The 18567-nt window shown below is 31.2% G+C and carries 18 protein-coding genes, 1 tRNA gene and 1 pseudogene; 12 read left to right on the top strand and 8 right to left on the bottom strand.

What is annotated here, in order from left to right; genetic code table 11:
• Positions 1–24 precede the first annotated feature (24 nt).
• The 6 genes from yejM (at position 25) to ACNART_RS08125 (ending at position 4505) form a co-directional block, all read left to right on the top strand.
• A complete protein-coding gene (yejM, locus tag ACNART_RS08150) occupies positions 25–1761 on the top strand; it encodes an LPS biosynthesis-modulating metalloenzyme YejM (protein WP_198620667.1) in 1737 nt (578 codons plus the stop codon).
• 86 nt (positions 1762–1847) lie between these two features.
• Positions 1848–1924 (top strand) — tRNA-Pro (locus tag ACNART_RS08145).
• Positions 1925–2137: 213 nt separating this feature from the next.
• Positions 2138–2389 (top strand): hypothetical protein, encoded by a 252-nt coding sequence (locus ACNART_RS08140; RefSeq protein ID WP_368927046.1) that lies wholly within the window; start codon positions 2138–2140, stop codon positions 2387–2389.
• Between the two features lie 84 nt (positions 2390–2473).
• Positions 2474–3088, top strand: coding sequence for a DUF1919 domain-containing protein (locus ACNART_RS08135; protein ID WP_198620669.1), 615 nt, complete (start codon positions 2474–2476; stop codon positions 3086–3088).
• Positions 3089–3384: 296 nt separating this feature from the next.
• Entirely contained in the window at positions 3385–3636 is a 252-nt protein-coding gene (locus ACNART_RS08130; protein ID WP_416303520.1) for a hypothetical protein, read from the top strand.
• 110 nt (positions 3637–3746) lie between these two features.
• Positions 3747–4505, top strand: a complete 759-nt coding sequence (locus ACNART_RS08125) for a glycosyltransferase family 25 protein (RefSeq protein WP_198620671.1) — start codon at positions 3747–3749, stop codon at positions 4503–4505.
• Positions 4506–4776: 271 nt separating this feature from the next.
• Here ACNART_RS08125 and ACNART_RS08120 read toward each other — a convergent pair.
• Positions 4777–4974 (bottom strand): annotated as a pseudogene (locus ACNART_RS08120) (terminase); the annotation flags it as partial.
• A gap of 259 nt (positions 4975–5233) precedes the next feature.
• On the opposite strand from ACNART_RS08120, the gene ACNART_RS08115 reads away from it, so the two are divergent.
• Positions 5234–5752, top strand: a complete 519-nt coding sequence (locus ACNART_RS08115) for a ClbS/DfsB family four-helix bundle protein (protein WP_198620672.1) — start codon at positions 5234–5236, stop codon at positions 5750–5752.
• A gap of 201 nt (positions 5753–5953) precedes the next feature.
• A complete protein-coding gene (locus ACNART_RS08110; protein ID WP_198620673.1) occupies positions 5954–6469 on the top strand; it encodes a DUF1543 domain-containing protein in 516 nt (171 codons plus the stop codon).
• Between the two features lie 143 nt (positions 6470–6612).
• On the opposite strand, the gene ACNART_RS08105 is transcribed toward ACNART_RS08110, so the two are convergent.
• Positions 6613–6792 (bottom strand): hypothetical protein, encoded by a 180-nt coding sequence (locus tag ACNART_RS08105; protein ID WP_088493237.1) that lies wholly within the window; start codon positions 6790–6792, stop codon positions 6613–6615.
• Positions 6793–7014: 222 nt separating this feature from the next.
• Positions 7015–7950, bottom strand: coding sequence for a 5'-nucleotidase (locus ACNART_RS08100; RefSeq protein ID WP_198626523.1), 936 nt, complete (start codon positions 7948–7950; stop codon positions 7015–7017).
• Positions 7951–8171: 221 nt separating this feature from the next.
• On the opposite strand from ACNART_RS08100, the gene ACNART_RS08095 reads away from it, so the two are divergent.
• The 3 genes from ACNART_RS08095 (at position 8172) to ACNART_RS08085 (ending at position 11504) form a co-directional block, all read left to right on the top strand.
• On the top strand, positions 8172–8333 hold the full coding sequence (locus ACNART_RS08095) for a hypothetical protein (protein ID WP_167392491.1): 162 nt from the start codon (positions 8172–8174) through the stop codon (positions 8331–8333).
• 388 nt (positions 8334–8721) lie between these two features.
• A complete protein-coding gene (locus ACNART_RS08090) occupies positions 8722–10143 on the top strand; it encodes an SMI1/KNR4 family protein (protein WP_198626521.1) in 1422 nt (473 codons plus the stop codon).
• Positions 10144–11192: 1049 nt separating this feature from the next.
• Positions 11193–11504 (top strand): hypothetical protein, encoded by a 312-nt coding sequence (locus ACNART_RS08085; protein WP_196533092.1) that lies wholly within the window; start codon positions 11193–11195, stop codon positions 11502–11504.
• Positions 11505–11930: 426 nt separating this feature from the next.
• Here ACNART_RS08085 and lpxL read toward each other — a convergent pair whose 3' ends face one another.
• The 4 genes from lpxL to ACNART_RS08065 all read right to left on the bottom strand — a co-directional run bounded on the left by lpxL (position 11931) and on the right by ACNART_RS08065 (position 15591).
• On the bottom strand, positions 11931–12860 hold the full coding sequence (gene lpxL, locus ACNART_RS08080; protein ID WP_196533091.1) for an LpxL/LpxP family Kdo(2)-lipid IV(A) lauroyl/palmitoleoyl acyltransferase: 930 nt from the start codon (positions 12858–12860) through the stop codon (positions 11931–11933).
• Positions 12861–13314: 454 nt separating this feature from the next.
• Complete coding sequence (gene cspA / locus ACNART_RS08075) at positions 13315–13527, bottom strand: RNA chaperone/antiterminator CspA (protein ID WP_006537332.1); 213 nt, start codon at positions 13525–13527, stop codon at positions 13315–13317.
• Between the two features lie 396 nt (positions 13528–13923).
• A complete protein-coding gene (locus tag ACNART_RS08070; RefSeq protein ID WP_198620693.1) occupies positions 13924–14781 on the bottom strand; it encodes an alpha/beta fold hydrolase in 858 nt (285 codons plus the stop codon).
• 477 nt (positions 14782–15258) lie between these two features.
• Positions 15259–15591, bottom strand: coding sequence for an MliC family protein (locus ACNART_RS08065; RefSeq protein WP_196573675.1), 333 nt, complete (start codon positions 15589–15591; stop codon positions 15259–15261).
• A 380-nt stretch (positions 15592–15971) separates the two neighbouring features.
• On the opposite strand from ACNART_RS08065, the gene ACNART_RS08060 reads away from it, so the two are divergent.
• Positions 15972–16868, top strand: a complete 897-nt coding sequence (locus tag ACNART_RS08060) for an AraC family transcriptional regulator (RefSeq protein WP_198629759.1) — start codon at positions 15972–15974, stop codon at positions 16866–16868.
• Positions 16869–16947: 79 nt separating this feature from the next.
• Here ACNART_RS08060 and ACNART_RS08055 read toward each other — a convergent pair whose 3' ends face one another.
• The gene (locus ACNART_RS08055) at positions 16948–18444 is read right to left on the bottom strand and encodes a C69 family dipeptidase (RefSeq protein ID WP_368927051.1); all 1497 of its coding nucleotides are present in this window, start codon (positions 18442–18444) and stop codon (positions 16948–16950) included.
• Positions 18445–18567 lie beyond the last annotated feature (123 nt).

Raw genomic sequence — 18567 nt, 5'->3', positions numbered from 1 at the left:
AACATAGAAAAATTATTTATAGACATGGTAACGAGACCTCAGTCCTATCGTGAAAAAGTATCCCAAATGATCAGTTGGGGTCACTGGTTTGCGCTATTTAATATTATTCTAAGCTTACTGCTTGGGAGCCGTTACCTGTTTATTTCTGATTGGCCTGCAACTTTTGCTGGTCGTTTTTACGCTATTGTGAGTTGGATGGGACATTTTAGTTTTATTGTCTTTGCTATCTATATACTCATCCTTTTCCCTCTCACCTTCGTAGCGGTTTCTCAACGGCTACTTAGAGTCATTTCCTGTGCCCTTGCCAGTGCTGGATTGACTATCCTTATTTTTGATATCGCCGTTTACCAGCAATTTCAACTCCATTTGACTCAACTTGTTTGGGATCTCGTGATTAATCCAGATGAAGGTGAAATGGCGCGTGAATGGCAACTTATCTTTATTGGCATTCCCATCATCTTTCTTATTGAAATGCTTTTTGCAACGTGGAGTTGGCAAAAATTACGCAGCTTAAATCGCCAACGTTGGGGTAAACCATTAGCGGGTGTCTTTATTACTTGCTTTATATTATCTCACTCTATGTCAATTTGGGCTGATGCTAACTTCTATCGCCCAATCACCATGCAACGAGCTAATTTACCGCTATCGTATCCAATGACGGCGCGTAAATTCCTTGAACGTCATGGTTTTATTAATCAATCAGAATATGAGCAACGTGTTATCAGTGAGGGTAACCCAGCAGCACAAGGGATCACCTATCCTCTTGCTCCATTAATCTATGCCAAGAATACCTATTCTTATAACTTGCTGGTGGTTGTCATCGATGGTTTAGGTAACGAAGAAGTGCCTGAATTACCAAGTCTGCAACAGTTCGCAAAAAATAATCTTTATTTTTCAAAGCATTACTCATCAGGCATTAATAATGACACTGCATTATTTGGCCTATTTTATGGTATTTCACCTTCTTATTTAGACAGTGTATTAAGTAGCAGAAAAAACTCTGCACTTTTCGATGCGCTAAGTTATCGGAACTACCAATTAGCAATGTTTTCAACTAATGGTTTCCAAACGCCACTGTTTAAACAAGCTGTGCTATCAGATTTCTCCCTCCCAACATCACGCAGTGGTGATAACAATGCCACAATTGATAGTTGGAGCAATTGGCTGGTCAAAAACAGCCAAACAACCCCTTGGTTCTCTTTCTTACAAATTAATGGTCACACCAATAATGCGTCTCAACGCACCACATTAAATGATCAACTTGAGACAATATTTAAGACATTACAAGAAACCAAAGTGCTAGATAATACTGTTGTAGTTGTCACTTCTAGCTATCATCAAGACAACAATAAGAAGCAGATTAATCAATGGCTTTCAAATAAGACCACCTTTAATTTAAGCCAGTCACAAGTGCCATTGATGATACATTGGCCAAATATGACGCCACAGGTTATTGATCGAATGACAAGCCATCAAGATATTATGACAACCTTAATGCAGCATGTTTTACATGTCATAAGCCCAGCTGATAACTATTCACAAGGTGAAGATTTATTCGCAAGCACCCGTAATCATCCATGGATTTTTACAGGTGATGAAGAGGCATTTGTCGTCTTTTTACAAGATAATACTTTGTTGATAGATAAGAATGGCCGGTATGCTTTATTTGATAAATCAGGACAAGAGATCAGCTCTGCAAAACCTGATTTAAAATTATTACTGCAAGTTCTGGCTGAGCAGAAGCGTTTTATTGAACGCTAGCACTATTAAGTGACGTATAAAATTACGTCACTTAATTAGCAAAGGGTTGCTTTAGCAGTCAAAAACAGTAATATACAGAGCACAAACGGCATGTAGCGCAGCCTGGTAGCGCACTGTCATGGGGTGTCAGGGGTCGTAGGTTCAAATCCTATCATGCCGACCAAAATTCCTTAGAAAAACCAACCGCTTATGGTTGGTTTTTTTATGTCTAGAATTTGTCACTGGTAAAACTCTGGTAAAACTCTGGTAAAACGACGACAAATCATCTCTCAAAACCTCCTTTCTTTAGCTCATAAAATTGCCCTTTTCTCCTTGCTATTCTATTCGTTACCTTATATAAAATACTGTATAAAAACACAGTTAAATGGGTGATGCCATGATTAAACTCGAAATCAATAATGTGGAATATATTGCTCAGTTAGAAGAGGCTCGTTTATCTGCAGATAACCCGTATGGCTATCTGTTTATGGATATTATCTTTTCTGATCCAAAGTTTGATGAGAATACATTTGAAATGAAGAATGTTAAGCGAGAACCGATGAGAACCTATATGACAGAGGATGTGGCTAGGGATTTGCTTGAGCAATTGGAGAGGTATTTTAGAGATAGCTTCAAAATGAAGAATTAAGTAAACAATTTTCGTTTGAATAGTACTAATTTAGTGTAATACTATAAAAAATAACCTTTGAATACTTTTTATTGCTTTAATGTTATGAAATCATATATAAAATATAAAATAAATAAATTAGCCAGAAAACAAAAGATAACTAATTGGTTAGACAGAATTATATTAAAAAATAAAAAAATAGCTATTGTATCAAATAATTGCTGGAATATTGGAGTTTATAAAAATCTAAATATGCAGTTCAATACACCTTTTATTGGTCTAGCAATAAATACAAATGATTTTATTAAAATTTTATCTGATCTTGAGTGTTTTTTAAACTTTGAATTAACTGATAAAAATTTCATTGATAGTTCTAATTATCCTATTGCTATTTTAAACGGAATAACTATTCATTTTATGCACTACACTGACTCAAAATCAGCTATAAGCAAATGGAATAGACGAAAAAATAGACTATTAAACTATATTAATAACAATGGGATAGATAACGTTATTTTTAAATGTTGTGATAAAGATTCTATTGATAGTTCTGATTTTGAAAAGTTCAATAAATTACCATTAAAAAGAAAAATATATTATCGAAATACAAAAAATTCTATTTTTTTGAATAGAGATGGTGTATTTCCTGATGGTATTCAATTATATGACATTAGATTATTAAGGTATTTTGAGTATCTAAGATTATTTAAAGGTTTATAATGTACTGGCACTCTAAATAAGTGCCAGTAACATAAATATATCAATACCCCATAGCCATAATGTTCAAAGCCCTGCTTTTAGACCTCCAACATATACTTTGACACTTGATATGGTTGTTTTTTTATGCCTGAAATTTGCGCAGGGTAAAATAGGGGTAAAACTGGGGTAAAACGACGACAAATCATCTCTCAAAATCCCCCTTTCTTTAGCTCATAAAATTGCCCTTTTCTCCTTGCTATTCTATTCGTTACCTTACATAAACTACTGTATAAAAAAACAGTAAAATAGATGATATCATGATTAAACTAGAAATCAATAATGCGGAATATATTGCTCAATTAGAAGAAGCTCGCTTATCTGCAGACAACCCTTATGGTTATCTGTTTATGGACATTATCTTTTCTGATCCAAAGTTTGATGAGAATACATTTGAAATGAAGAATGTTAAGCGAGAACCGATGAGAACCTATATGACAGAGGATTTGGCTAGGGATTTGCTTGAGAAGTTGGAGGGATATTTTAGAGATAGTTTCAAAATGAAAAATTAAGATAACTAGTATATTTAACCTATTATTAAAATTAATACCATCATATACATTGCCACTTCAATCATATCCTTTTAAAATAACCACATAAAAACCATTATATTTTAATAATTATGAAAATATTCGTTATAAACTTACCAAAAGACAAAGAAAGAAAAGAGTCCATTCAACATCAAGCTGATAAACTTGGGTTAAATGTAGAGTTTATTGAAGCAGTGAATGGAAAAAATTTATCAGAAGATGAAATCAACATCCTAAGTAAGGATTTTTATCAACATGGTATGACCCATGGAGTTCTTGGTTGTTCATTAAGTCATATAAAAATATATGAAAAAATGATAAAGGATAATATAGACATAGCATTAATTCTAGAAGATGATGCCTTACTGAATGAAAATATTATTGAATCATATAATTTAATTGAAAATTATAATTATAAGAATAAACATAAACCTAATGTATATCTTTTAAGTATAGTAAATGAATATATTGATACATTTAAAACAAAACTCTCCACCAAATATAATTTAGTTAATGTTATTGATGCAGACTATGCCTATGGATACATGCTCAATATCAAAGCTGCCAATAACCTTCTAAATTTTTTAACACCAGTTTGGATTGAGGCTGATAAGTGGAGATTTATGAGAGAGCATGGTGCCATTAACTTAAAAGCAATTATTCCACATGTGATTGATGTTACCCCTTTATCAGAAGTATCAACATTAGAAAGTGATCGCTCAATAACATTAGAAAAAAGAATAGCATTCTTTAATGAACAATATAAAAATAGAAATTTATATGTAAAACTCAGAGCCTTTCTTTGGAGAATTTTTATTCGTAGCTGGGTTAAAAGAATAAAAACAATGTAACCACCCTAAATTAGGGTAGCATAGATAATAATTATTAAAACCCAATTGCAGTAATAGACACCTCACTAGAACCATCAGCAACATAACGAACGCTAGTACGATCATAACTAATTATTCTACAAGGATAATCCATTTGACCTGTGGTTTTGCTCCATGAAATCGATACATTCAAGCATTGATTTGGAAATGGGATAGGAAATGTTGCTGTTCTTGTTTGTTATCCACCGGAACTAGATGATAACCAATTCATAATAATCCCTGTAGCACCCTAAGGTGGCGCACTTAAGATTAACTTAGGGCGCTTACCATCCATCATGTCTAACAAAAATTGCTCTAACGCATTACACACCGTTTCTGAAAAGTGGCTTGTAATATATTCCGGGTTTATATACTGAATAAATTCATGCAAACTACGCCTAGCTATCTCTCTCCTGACCTCTTCAGCAAACAAGTCGAAATTGACATTCATAGAGATACCTAAAGTAATAAAACAGCCCTTTCACTACCACATAATAATGAAATGAAAAATGAGTTTTCAATAATAAATTAGCTACAAATAAAAAAGCCTAAATTCAATATTTAAAGATATAGACCCAATTATATTCAGAAATCGAGATTTACACTGTTATAAAAGGATCTTCCCCTATTATGGTGGATAGTACATAATATATTTTTAAACACTACACAGCCCTTTATGCTCTTTCTCTTCTAATTAGATGGAAGTTCTTATGAGTGTACCGCAAACAAAAGTTGAACTACTTTTAGCTATTGATAAAAATTTCAATAAATTAATTAGTTATCTTGATGCAATCCCGATAGAAACTACTTCGGAGCGCTCAATGGATGGGCACGCCAAAGGAACCAAGATGAGTGTTCGTGATCTTGTTTCGTATTTGCTCGGATGGAATTCTCTTGTTGTAAAATGGATCACATCTGATGCCAAAGGTTTACCTATCGATTTTCCAGACACTGGTTATAAATGGAACCAACTTGGTCTTCTTGCTCAAAAATTTTACTCAGATTACAGTGAGTTAAATTATGACTCGTTAATAGCTGAACTTCGGGCTGTAAAAAATGAAATTGTGGCACTTATTGATGAGCGAACTGATGATATTTTGTATGGTAAACCATGGTACACAAAATGGACGATGGGTCGAATGATCTCATTTAACACATCTTCACCTTATGCCAACGCTAATGGGAGATTAAAAAAGTGGGCAAGAAATAATAATATCAATTTAAAGTAAGTATTAGCGTCAAAATTACACGCAGTATTTAAGAACAGATTGCCCTTATAACTATAAGGAAGGTTTTCTCTAATTATGATTAAGCACTAATACTCAACATTCACGCCCATGATCTTATCTATCGTCTCATTTTACACTTTCTCCTCAAATCGATATATAATAAATTATATATCGATAACAAAATAAAAAGTTGGAAAAGCAATGAAGTTATTTATGTTCTACATTGGTGGTAATGCCGGTAAGTCAAATATTGAAGTTCACGATATCCAATTTGTTGTGGCAGAAAAACCTACAGATGCTTGGCCTGCGTTAAGAGAAGCATGGTTTGGAGATAAAGACAAAGTACATATTGATGGTTATGCAGAAATCACTTGGGTTGATGGGTTTAATATCACTCTTAGTGATAAACCTAGCGATAGTAACGATAATTTATATTTTGTTAATGTGGGAGGCTATCATCCATCAAATCTAGCTGAATTGCATGAATTTGATTTATTTGTTGCTAAATCAGCGAATGAAGCTAAAGAGAAGGCTATTGCGACCCTTTTAGTAAATAGTCTGCAACAACATAAAGACAATTTAAAAGATGTTGATGATTGCACTTTATTAAGCAAAATCGGTAATTTTTACATTCATCTAATACCAAATAATTCGGGTGAACATTTCAAACCTTTATGGCAAGGTTATCAACCTATTGGTATTGAAAAGACTCAATAATAATTTTTACTGCGCTGTTATTTTTCAGCGTAGTAAATTTCATAAGTTACGCAATCATCAACTTGTTTTTAAAAATATATCAATTTAAAAAATATTGATATCTACATTTAAAATGATCCCATATTACTTGCTTATTATTGCTATTATTTAAAATTCATTAATTTCTTAAAATAAAAACCTTTTTTAGTTTTTGGGAATTTATTTCCATAATATATTTTTCGCTCATAATCTCGGCCAGCATAGTGATTATCACCATAAAATTGACCATATAATGCAGTTTTAGGGCACACTTCGTCAGAAAAAAATCTATGATTATTATCCACTTCAATTTTCCTTCTTTAAATTAAACTTAAGACCTCTTGAAATTAATTATAAATATTTATCATTTATAATTTTTAGTAGTTATTTAATACCTACCATACTACTTTTATAAAATAGATCCAGTTTATAATAAAGTTATTATTTAAATTAAAGGAAAAACATAATTAGACAAAATAAAAATTGAGTGTATGCTATATATCAGACACTCAATAATTAAATACTTATTATTTATTATCTATTTTTCTATTTGCTATTCCAAAAGGAATATGGACAGAAGGTAATTCAGATGATGATTTTAAATGCAGTTTTTGATCATCAAAGAATATATGAGGTTTTAGAATTCTCAAAACATTGGCTTTCTCTACTCCCCCCATAAAAAAGGCTTCATTAACAGAAATTCCCCACGTTCTCATCGTATTAATAACACGTTTATGAGATGGTGCATTACGCGCAGTAACAATAGAGATCTTAAGCAATGGAATATATGTAGGATCTTGTTTTACTTTTTCTAATTCTAATTTTTGAATATCAGAAATACGCAATAAAAATTTCTTTAATGGTCCAGGGTTATGAGGAACATCAACCATTTTAGCTTCATGCTTGTGAAATTGAGACAACTCCCCTGAAGTTTTATAAATAACTTCTGCTTCATCATCAGCGATCACACCATCAAAGTCGAACGCAATTCTTAATTCATCGGCATCATCATCATTAACATGGCCTTCTAATATCTGTCCTGCTGGATAATTTGCATTAATTGCTTGTAAAACATCATCATGATCAGCAGATAAAAATAACTCAATATCAAATGCTGGAATATAAATATGAGGTGATTTTCCTTGAAGAAATACGGCTCGGGTGATCCCTAGATTATAATGTTCAATAGAATTCATCACTCTTAATCCAGTATCGGGATCATTTCTAGATAACAAAATAACTTCAACGAGTGGATCGTCAGGTCTAATATTATTTAGCTTCAAAAGCCGGCTAATAAAAGGAAATGCAACACCTTTATTTAGAGGTACATCCTGCATTTTATGTTGATATTTTCGATAAGCTTCCTCTCCTTGTGTGCGAAAAATATTATCTGATTCTTCTAAATCAAATAATGCACTAGAGGAAAGCCCTATGACTAATCGCTTCGTTAAATCATATGCCATCGCCAAAATCCTCTGTTAATTCCTTTTATTATTCATAATATCACTCTTTTAAGAGAGCAAAGATAAGAAAGCTTATACAAAGAAGTAGATAAAATCGTAGTATTTACCTGAACATAAGCACTTTACCATCAAATCACACGCTATAAATAATATTGATTATCATTTGCATTTAAATAATATCCTTATTATTGTTATGACTACAATTCATAAGGAGAAAATTCATGGTTAAGAAAACGATACATTTACGCTCTCAACATTTTAAAGATTTAGTCAATAAAATGAAAAAAATGAATGCTGTTAAGAATACGATAAACACTAAATCAGAAAGTAGTGATCTTGTTGTTATTAATAATAAAATTCCAACTTTAGTTTCTATAAAGTAAGATAATTTATTGACTTTTAGTGTGAATAAATAATAACCGCAACTTTCTTAGGGTTGACACATTAAATGATAATGATTATCTTTTACCTCGTGAATAGTTGAGTATTTTGCTCAGTTTCTCACAACGACATTGCTCACATTGCTTCTAGTATTTATTGACCAACTCTCCTAGCGTTGGTCTTTTTTTTATCTGTATTATTCCATAACCCATTTAACCCTAAATGGAGAACATACTTTCCTTCAAAATACTATTATCTTGTTAAAACTAAAATAGCTTATAGTGAATCTAACGCAAGATAGTAATATTGTATTTGGTTATCACTATCTAAAAAGGATCATGAAATCACCACGCTATAATTAAACCATATCATCAATAGGGATTTTAAATTATGGGTTTTATTTCCACCATCATTGGAAAAAATGAAGAGCTAACAGCAGAGCAGCAATGGGAACAACTTAATAAAAAATATGCAGATAATCCTATCGAGCGTATCCGTAAGAAATTAGTACTAGCAACTAGTATTGATCATGAATATAAGGAGTTTGGTGCTGACAATCATAAATATCAACTAAGCTCTCCACTCTCAATAGAGAAAGTTAACCAGCTACAAGCAAAGGCTGGATGTGAATTTCCCGAAGATTATATCGCCTTTGTAACTCAAATTGGCAATGGTGGTACAGGCTCTTATGGTGGTGCAGGCCCTTACTATGGCCTATATGCTTTTGATGACGCAATAGATAGAAATGGTGTACAAAATTGTGCATTACCCTGCTTACTTAAACCTAAAATGAATATTGATGAGTGGAAAGCACTTTGTCATGTCCCCGAAGACTGTAGTGATGAAGACTTTGATATTATTTGCGATAAAGTTCATCAAGGTACACTTTATTTAGGTACTTGTGGATGTGAATACGATCTTTTATTAGTGGTCAATGGTAAATATAAAGGTCATATTTTATATACATCTGATTGGGTTAATTCAGATACTCCTTACATATTTTCCTATGAAACTTCATTTACACAGTGGTACGAACGTTGGTTAGATGAAGTGATTTTAGGCTATGATACAAGCTGGTTTGGTCATCGAATGGGAGGTAATGAAGAAACGTTACTTCATTTTGCCAAAAATAATAAAGATATTACGAAAAAAATTAGTGCTATCAACTCATTAACTAAGTTACCTGAATTATCCAACAGCAGTTTATATTTTCTAGAACAACAACTGCAAACTGAAGATATTGAGTTATATAAAGTTTCGTTAAATGTTTTAGCCTCTTATTTTAAAGAACAAGCATTGCCCTATATTCAGCAAGCTTTAGTTGCTCCATTTGATGAAAAAACAGACATTGTTATTCCTATTATTTACTTTAAATATAGAGATCAATGTTCTCTTTTCAAAGATAACCTTTTCCCAATTCTTAAAGTAACGAATAGCGAAGATACATTGCGTTTTATCGGTTACTCTTTGGCCGAATTAAAAGCTGTTTTAGTTGAAGATTTCCAACCCTTCTTTACTCACTCAAGCGTAGAAATAATAAGAAGTGCAATTTATGCAGCTTCTCATGATATTAATTTAAAAGATAAAACATCAGCATTTTATGAACTCGCAATCTCTGAAAATGAAGAGATCTGCTTAGGTGCAATTCAGGCATTATCGAGCTCAAATTACATCGATAGTGAGTTGTTACCTTATTTACAACAAGCTTGGAAAATGTATCCCAAAGAAAAAAATCCTTATATACGCAACAATATCTCTTCTTATATTGCGAAGGCATATCAGAACAATGAAATTGATGTAACAAAATGGTAACTAACAGATAAATATACATTTTTCTTTAATTTTTTTAAATAGACAATAATAAAATCTTATTATTGTCTATTTTTAATTCCAATCTCATTATAAATAAGCATATTGTTATTCTAACCAACGAAGTAAATTATCAAAATTTTCAACTAAATGTATGTAAACTTTATAGTTAAACCAAGATGGTTTTAGTTTATATCATTTAGCCTCACTGTTAAGTGAAAATTAAAATTAAATAAAATCAAATAATTAAATAGAAAAAATCAAAAAAAATTTATTTTTTCAGAAAATTATTTCAATTCTGCACTTTATTCTTATTATTTCTTTTTAAAGTTTGTTACAGATTGATATCTTTTTTTCCCTTACTATTGGTTTCAGTATTTCATCACTGATAGATATTTAATTTTTCCCCCGCCTCGTGCGGGGATTTTTTTATCTCAATTATCCTCTTAAGATGCTCAATCGCTAAACTCTCACTATTTTCAAACTAAACGTGCTTTCCTGTTTTTTCCCCATAGCGCAAACATATTATGCCTGTTATATTTTTTGCAATGGACAATTACCTATAATTTGCTTCCCTTCAATATCAAGTTCTATCTTATCTATTTAAAAGCCATCGAATAAAGATAGTTTTTTATTCTTAATAACCATTTCTTTGTAATGCTTTGACAAATATTTTTGAACTCTGAAATTACTCATTTTATAAGTTTTCTATTTTAACGACAAAATGTATCACTAAAAAATTAAGTAAATTAACTAATGTCAAAAAAAGTTAACTTATTAACAAAAATAATCAAAAATAAATTTTACCTTAAATTTCAAGTAATTACATAAATAACAATCAATTTATATTAATGATTATGTGCTGAGAAAATCATAAATTCATTCATAAATCTTTATTTACCTGTCATTAACTATCAAGATTTTTTACAGATTGATATATTTTTTTCCTCTAATATTTCTTCCATCAACTCGATACGAAAAGATATTTATTCATCGTACACAGAAAAACAAATCAAGAATTAACCAAAGAAAGAATATTTGAGGAATATAAAATGAAAAAGAATTTTATTATCGGAACTTGTTTAGCACTTTTATTATCAGCTCCAACTATGGCAAATAATAATAAAGTAATCGGTTCAGGAACAATTACATTTACAGGTTCAATTGTAGAGGGGAATTGTATGACCGACTCAGTAGGAAATACTTTTAAAGCAAATTGTTGGAATGGAACTGAAATGGAAGAAACTTTACATAAAATCGAACCCAATAAAATGTTTAATGCTCAATTAGGTGAAAATAAAGGTTCAATGAGCATAAATTGGATCAAAGAAAATGTAGGAATAATGGATATCGTATACAATTAATATAGTAAATTTAAAATCCTATATTTTTAATAAACATTAAATTCTATCAAATAGAAATAATATTTATTATTAAATAACGAGTATATATTTTCCAAGAGTTAGAATTCATTATTATATAAATGATATTCTCTATTATGGTTATAATATATTAGGCAGATATAGTTTATTTCTATATCTGCTAACTCTGTTTTAACTTATTTATAAAAATTTTTATCTTCTTATCTTTGCTTTGTATCCCCTATCTTTATCTTCCAAATCCATACAAATATTGGGGTTGACAACTAAAATGATAATGATTATCTTTTACTTTGTGAATAGTTGAGTATTTTACTTGGTTTTTCACAACGACATTGCTCACATTGCTTCCAGTATTTACTGTGACCAACACATCATGTGTTGGTCTTTTTTTATATAATATATTCATAATTAATTATAAAAACTGGCTTCACCTGCTGGTCGAGTTTTAAAACGGCGGTGAGCCCATAAATATTGATCTGGTGCTCGCATAATTTCGGTTTCAATCAACTTATTCATTCTATCTGTGTCATTTTGAATATCTTCAGAAGGATAATTAATCAATTCTTTACCAATGATTAAACTGTATTTTTTACCTTTCTGATTTTCATTTCTGACCAAAGTAACAGTTAAAGAAGGTGCCCCTGATAGTTTTGCTAATATAGCAACTCCTTTTGAAGTTGATGTTTTTTCAACAGAAAAGAATGGAGAAAATGTTGTACCTTTTAAACCAAAATCTTGGTCAGGAGCAAACCAAATTGCCTTCCCTTTTTTTAACTCCATAACCATAAACTTTAAGTTGCGTCTATCTATCATGCCCTTATCTGAACGGCATCTTGCTTTAGTTTGAATAAACTCCATCGCTTTATTATTATGTGGTCTATACATCGCATTCACAGGAAAACAAAGCCCCATAATGCGCCCACCCAGCTCTAGAGACATAGAGTGGATACCAATTAATAAAATTCCAGCTTTTTTATCATTTGCATCAGTAAAATTGGAGATCCCTTGTACTTCAAAGAGATTTTTTAATCGGCGGTCACTCCAAAACCACGCCATGCCCGTTTCAAATAATGCGACACCTAGTGACGATAAATTATCCATAACAAGCTTGTTAATTTCATTTTCATCTTTATTAGGGAAACATAATTCTAAATTTTTCTTTATGATCGAGACTCTTCTTTTGACAAAGAAACGAGATAACAACCCAAGATGTTTACCTAAAAAAAGTAACCAAGCATAAGGAAGTTGTACTAATAAAAAAAGAATAAAGACACCAAACCAAGTTAAGATATATTTTGGATGTAATAGATGCAATGAGAAAACATTTTTAGCGTACACAAGTTTGTCCTTTAGGAACTAAAAAGCATTTAAGCCATATTAAATTAGACAGCAATTGTTTAAGATAAGTCACTAAATATTAATTTAATTTTATTTTATCTTAAATTATTTTTATGATTTATCTGATATTTTTTATTCTAATAAAGTTTTTTTCTTTCTTTTGATTGAGAAGGCAATGTCTTAATGCCTTTATTTTGCCATTATAAGAATTAATTTCTCCATTAATTTATTTATCTGTAAAAATTATTAGGCATTAAAGTAAATAACTTTATAGAATTTTAAATAATTTACATTAAATACTTACATAACTTTAATAAAACTATTTTTTATACGCTTTAATAAATATACTTCAAATTTAAATAATACTATAAATTGATATAAAAAAACCCCACCGAAGTGAGGTTTTTTAGATCTTACTTGTATCCATATTGCATTAAGCAATATATACAGTAAATTACAGAGCGATTACGTTCGCTGCTGCTGGGCCTTTAGCGCCATTTTCGATAGAAAATGAAACTTCTTGACCTTCTTTCAGAGATTTGAAGCTATCGCTTTGGATCGCTGAAAAGTGTACGAATACGTCTTTGCTACCGTCTTTAGGAGTGATAAAGCCAAAACCTTTATCATCGTTAAACCATTTTACTGTACCAGTCATTGTATTAGACATAAGATTTCCTTTAATTAATTATTTTGCCATAAGGCATTGTTTGCGGTTTGATTTCGGATTTTTACTTATGGTCACTATTTGAAGGAATTCGCAACGAAGAGGTATCAGGGATAACGCTAAACGGTGAACTACTTAAAACTGCACTAACATAAATAGGTCTGTACTTCCAAACCAGTGGCGCTATTAAGTCATATAATTCGTTTTATAGCAAATTATTTTCATCTTTATTTTAAAAAAACTTTTCACCCGTCAAATTAGAAAATAATTATAAGATAAAAATAATTATCTATTTTACCTATCTCATTATTTTAATTTAAGAACATAAATAAAAAAGTAGATACTGTTATTTTTTTAAGATAACCAGTATCTACTCTATCATTAATGTACTACATCACCTTAATCAGCTAGTTCTAATAAAATTTCTTCTGTTTTCGTCCATAGAAGTGAACCGCCTTCTTCTGGCCATAAATGCCGCTCAGCATTAGGAAAACGTTGAAATAATAAATCCCCAAAGTCTGGAGAATGAACTGTACTGGTATCTTTCATACCATACCATAAGGTTGTTGGTGTCTTTATTTCTTCAGGTGAAAATCCCCAAGGTTGCATAGTAATCAGCAAATCTTGAGTATATCCATCATTGCCTTGTTTAAAGGCTTTTACCATACATTCTTGATAAACTGGGAGAAAATCAATTGATTTATAAATAGCCAAATCAACATCGGCACTGTAATTTAGAATAAAATCCATTAACCACTTGGCTGTTATATTTTGCTTAATCCAACTAGTTAACGAATCTGGTGATCCAACAGCTTGACGTTGCATATTAACAACATCATCTGTTAGCTTATTTTGTGTATCTAGATAGTCAAATTGATCTTGTCCTGCGACAATAAGTAATTTATCAACATGACAATAAACACAAAGAGCCATAGCAAAAACAGCACCTTGTGAAAACCCCATTACATTAATATTTTTAATACGAAGATGATCTAATAAAAATAAAATATCTTTAGAAAAAGATTTTAACGACTTTTGAGGATCAAAGGTGGAATCGCCTAATCCAGGGCGAGTGGGTGTAATCAACCGAATATTAAGCTTATTTAAAAGGTCAACTTCGACTCCTAATAAACCACTCATACCTGCACCGGTACAAAATAATACTGGCTTACCTTGCTCTGGACCTGATTCATACCACGTTAAAATTCTATTATCTGGCAATGATACATTATATTTTCTTGAGTTTTTAATTTTCATTAAATTTTGTCTTTTATTAATTTTTGATAACACATTACCTGCCAATTTGCACAGCAATGTCTATTTTTAAGTTTTGCTTTTAAAAATTAATGTTGAGACTAGCTAAGGGTAAGATTTCATATAAACTCGCAATAAATTTTGTTTCGTTGCAGATAAGTGGATAAACCTAAATTTATTTTTCGTTTTAAAAAAAATAAAAATGAGTAGATTTCATACTACTCTCTATTAGTATAATCAAATTAGCCGTAATAGGTAAGAGTCCTACCATTGATCACCACAGCGAAAATCACAATAAGACTATCTTTATAACTGATTTATTTCCTATGACCAATTTATTTGTGTGATAAAAAATGCGTTATTATTTTATCGATACTAATCGTTTTTATTTTCAATTTTTACTATATTTATTTAATCTTTTTCTTATAAAAAAAGAGAACAATAAAATTGTTCTCTTTTTATTTATGACTCATTTCTACGTTATTTTACTAATTTACAAGTACGTCCTTTATCTTCAGCAACACGTCCATTAACTGCATCATCTTCTGAAATCGTTGCTAAATTAAACTCACCTTTGCCTTTACCCCAAATTTGGAAATTTTCACCAACATAACGAGCACCACTAGCCGCAATAGCTTCTTTTAAAACAATAATTTCATCGCTGTAATACATAACAGCTAGCTGTTCAGTAGGGAAAGAAACCCTGATTTTTTGGCCTTCACAGTTATAAGTATCCGTTTTAGCAGCCAAAGCAGGAGCTGTTATTAATGAAGAAACTAATGCAATAGCAGAAATAGAAAACAACTTATTCATTTACATCTCCTAAAATAACCAAGTAAGACTTTGCTAATGAATTTAGGCTAGGCTTTATCTTTTAAATATAAAATAGGATACCTCCGCATTTTTTTAAGACTAAAAATATATATGAATATTTTAATTTAAGATTAACTTTAATAAAAAGTCATCAATCATTGATGAGTGAGTTAAAATGCAACCTTTTAATTAAAATTAATTTTAATTAAAACAAATTACAATACATAACTTTACATTAATATCTGTCTATTTTACTTTATTCAGTGTAATTATCACTATACGATATGCTACTATCCTAAAACATATAAATTTATTGTAGTTCAATAAATTAAGTCGATCTTATTGAAAAATATCGATAGAGAAAAAGAATAGGAATATTCATGCTTCAAGAGAATGTTGTTAAAGATATTATTGTTTGGATTGAGCAAAATCTTGATTCAAGCTTATCACTGGATATTGTTGCTGAAAAATCAGGTTATACAAAATGGCATTTTCAGCGTTTATTTAAAGCATATACAGGAATATCTTTAGGAAAATACATACTCGCCCGCCGTTTATCTTGCGGTGCTTATGCTTTACGCATAACGCGTTGTAGCCTGCTTGATATTTCATTGAAATATCGGTTTGACTCTCAACAAACATTTTGTCGTGCATTTAAAAAACAGTTTAATATTACGCCTTCCGAATACAGAAAAAAGCCGGGTTGGGATATTAGTGAGCTGATTTTCCCTGCACTAGAAACAGTTGAACTTAGCGCTAAATATGAAGTCGTTACCTTTCCTTCATTAAAATTAGTAGGTATGTCTCACCAATACAACAAACCTGTTTCAACGTGGAATTCAGACAAGAAAAAATTTAGAAAAGAATTTTGGCGTAAATTTTTAAAGGACGTACATACAATACCCACAGAGCTATATGCAATGCATCGAGCATCTGCGAGTACATTAGAAGATACGATGTACATTTATAGTACCGCCGTTGATAAAGAAAAATTATCAACAACATCTAATCTATCGTCAATGTCACAATTAGAATTACCTAGTGGTAATTACTTGGCAATTACTTTTGATATGGGTGAAATTTTAGACTCATTAACAGGTTACGATGATATTATTTACACGGTATATACTAAAGTATTACCAAAAATGAATTTATTACGTAGGCCTGGCCCTGATATTGAACAATATACGCTGAAAAAATCTATGAGTTACGATAAATTACTTGAACAAAGTGAACAATACTTACAAAAAATTAGCTACTATATTCCTGTTCTTTAATAAGTTTTATCTACAAAAAAGATCCCAATAAAATTGGGATCTTTCTATTAAAATAGATATCTAAAATACTTCTCTTCTATCAATCTTTCTTAGACTTATTAGCAAAGAAAATATCGTCTTGAATATCTTTTGTTCTTACTGTAAACAATTCATTCATTAAGTTTTCAGTTAATTTTTCAGCATCTGCCATGACTCGTAGATTAAATTCATTAAGCATTTTATCTGCACCAGCTTTATCTGTTTTCACCATAGTGAGATATTTAGCTTCCATTTCTTTTTGCTCTAATGCAGTTTTTGCTTCCCACTCTTGATAAGCTTTTTTCACTATTGGTGCGAGTTTTGGATAATCTGTCATTACTAATGTTTGTAACTTACGATATTTCCAGTAAATAGAATCATTGTCTGCTTGATTGCTTCCTATTCCATAATGTTGCGGATAAGCTTTTAATCCACTGTAATACGGAACAAATGCAGTTAAATCCGCCATACCTAATCCTACATAAGTGACTTCTCCTATTTCTTGAGGAAGTTCTGGACGGACTTGCATGACATGCGCTTCATAAGTTCTAAATACACTAATTGGGCGCCATGGCTCTTTACCATTTAATCCATTGGTATATGGGTCGTGCTCTGTTCCTTCAAAGTGATTACGTAGCATCGCTTTAGCTTCTTCAACAGATACTTTTTTCTCTGGCGTTAATAAAGGTGCGAAATTACGACCATCATCCACAGCTTGTTTTAATGATGGATTAAATTGTTGCTGGATAATCCATACTCGCGGATCATTATAAGTACGATCTCGTTCGTCATCTCGTGTATAAGCTTTTGAAAAATTAAATGCCCCTTCTTTTTCAGGATTATAAAGCCCTTTTTCAACAGCAAATTCCACGAGATTTTTAGAGCCTAAAACATCATTACTATTAATATCATAGTGTTGTAATCGACCTTGGTTTCCTGTTGCAAAGTATTTATCTTTAGGTAATTTTTGTGCGATCCAATGATGTCCAGTTCCAGTTTCTAAATACCAAAGCTCATTTTTATCAACAATAGCAACACCAAATCCTTCACCAGCACCTTGCTTTTCAATAATACTACCTAATAATTCCACGGCTTCACGAGCTGTTTTTGCTCTTGAAAGCAGGACATCTGGAATATCATCTTCAGTTATCCCAGTTTCTTCAACATAGGGATCAAAAGAGAGTGCTTTAGGTGAAGCAAAAATAGATTCAGTACCACTGACACCCACCCCCAGTTCATTAAATCCTGTTGCACCGTGAAGTTGTGTTTTCCAATTCGGTACAGTGGTATAGCGTAATGAATTCTTAGGTAATGGATATGTAAAATTATTAGCACCGTTATGTTCTTTGGTACTGTAAATACCCGTTTGATTCGTTTTAGCAGGATGAATAACAAAATGTTGTGCTTTTAATGCATCACTATCTGCGCTACGAGCAATAATCAACGAACCATCATTTGTTGCTTCACTTCCTGCTAACAACGTTGTACAGGCTAAAGCTGAAGAAACTAATGCAATATTAACGGATAAGGCAATAATACCCTTTTTGAATAAAGACATAAAACTCCCCATTTGCTTGTTATTTATAATTTGTAGATCAATTAAGTATCTTTTTAGAGTCAAAATAAAAAACCAGATAGATAATTTGATGCAAAATATTAACAATGAAAAAGCGTGGGTTTC

Origin of the sequence: Proteus sp. LHD240705 (assembly GCF_047921555.1) — a bacterium.
Taxonomy (GTDB): Bacteria; Pseudomonadota; Gammaproteobacteria; order Enterobacterales; family Enterobacteriaceae; genus Proteus.
This window is presented reverse-complemented; position numbering and strand designations above follow the sequence as displayed.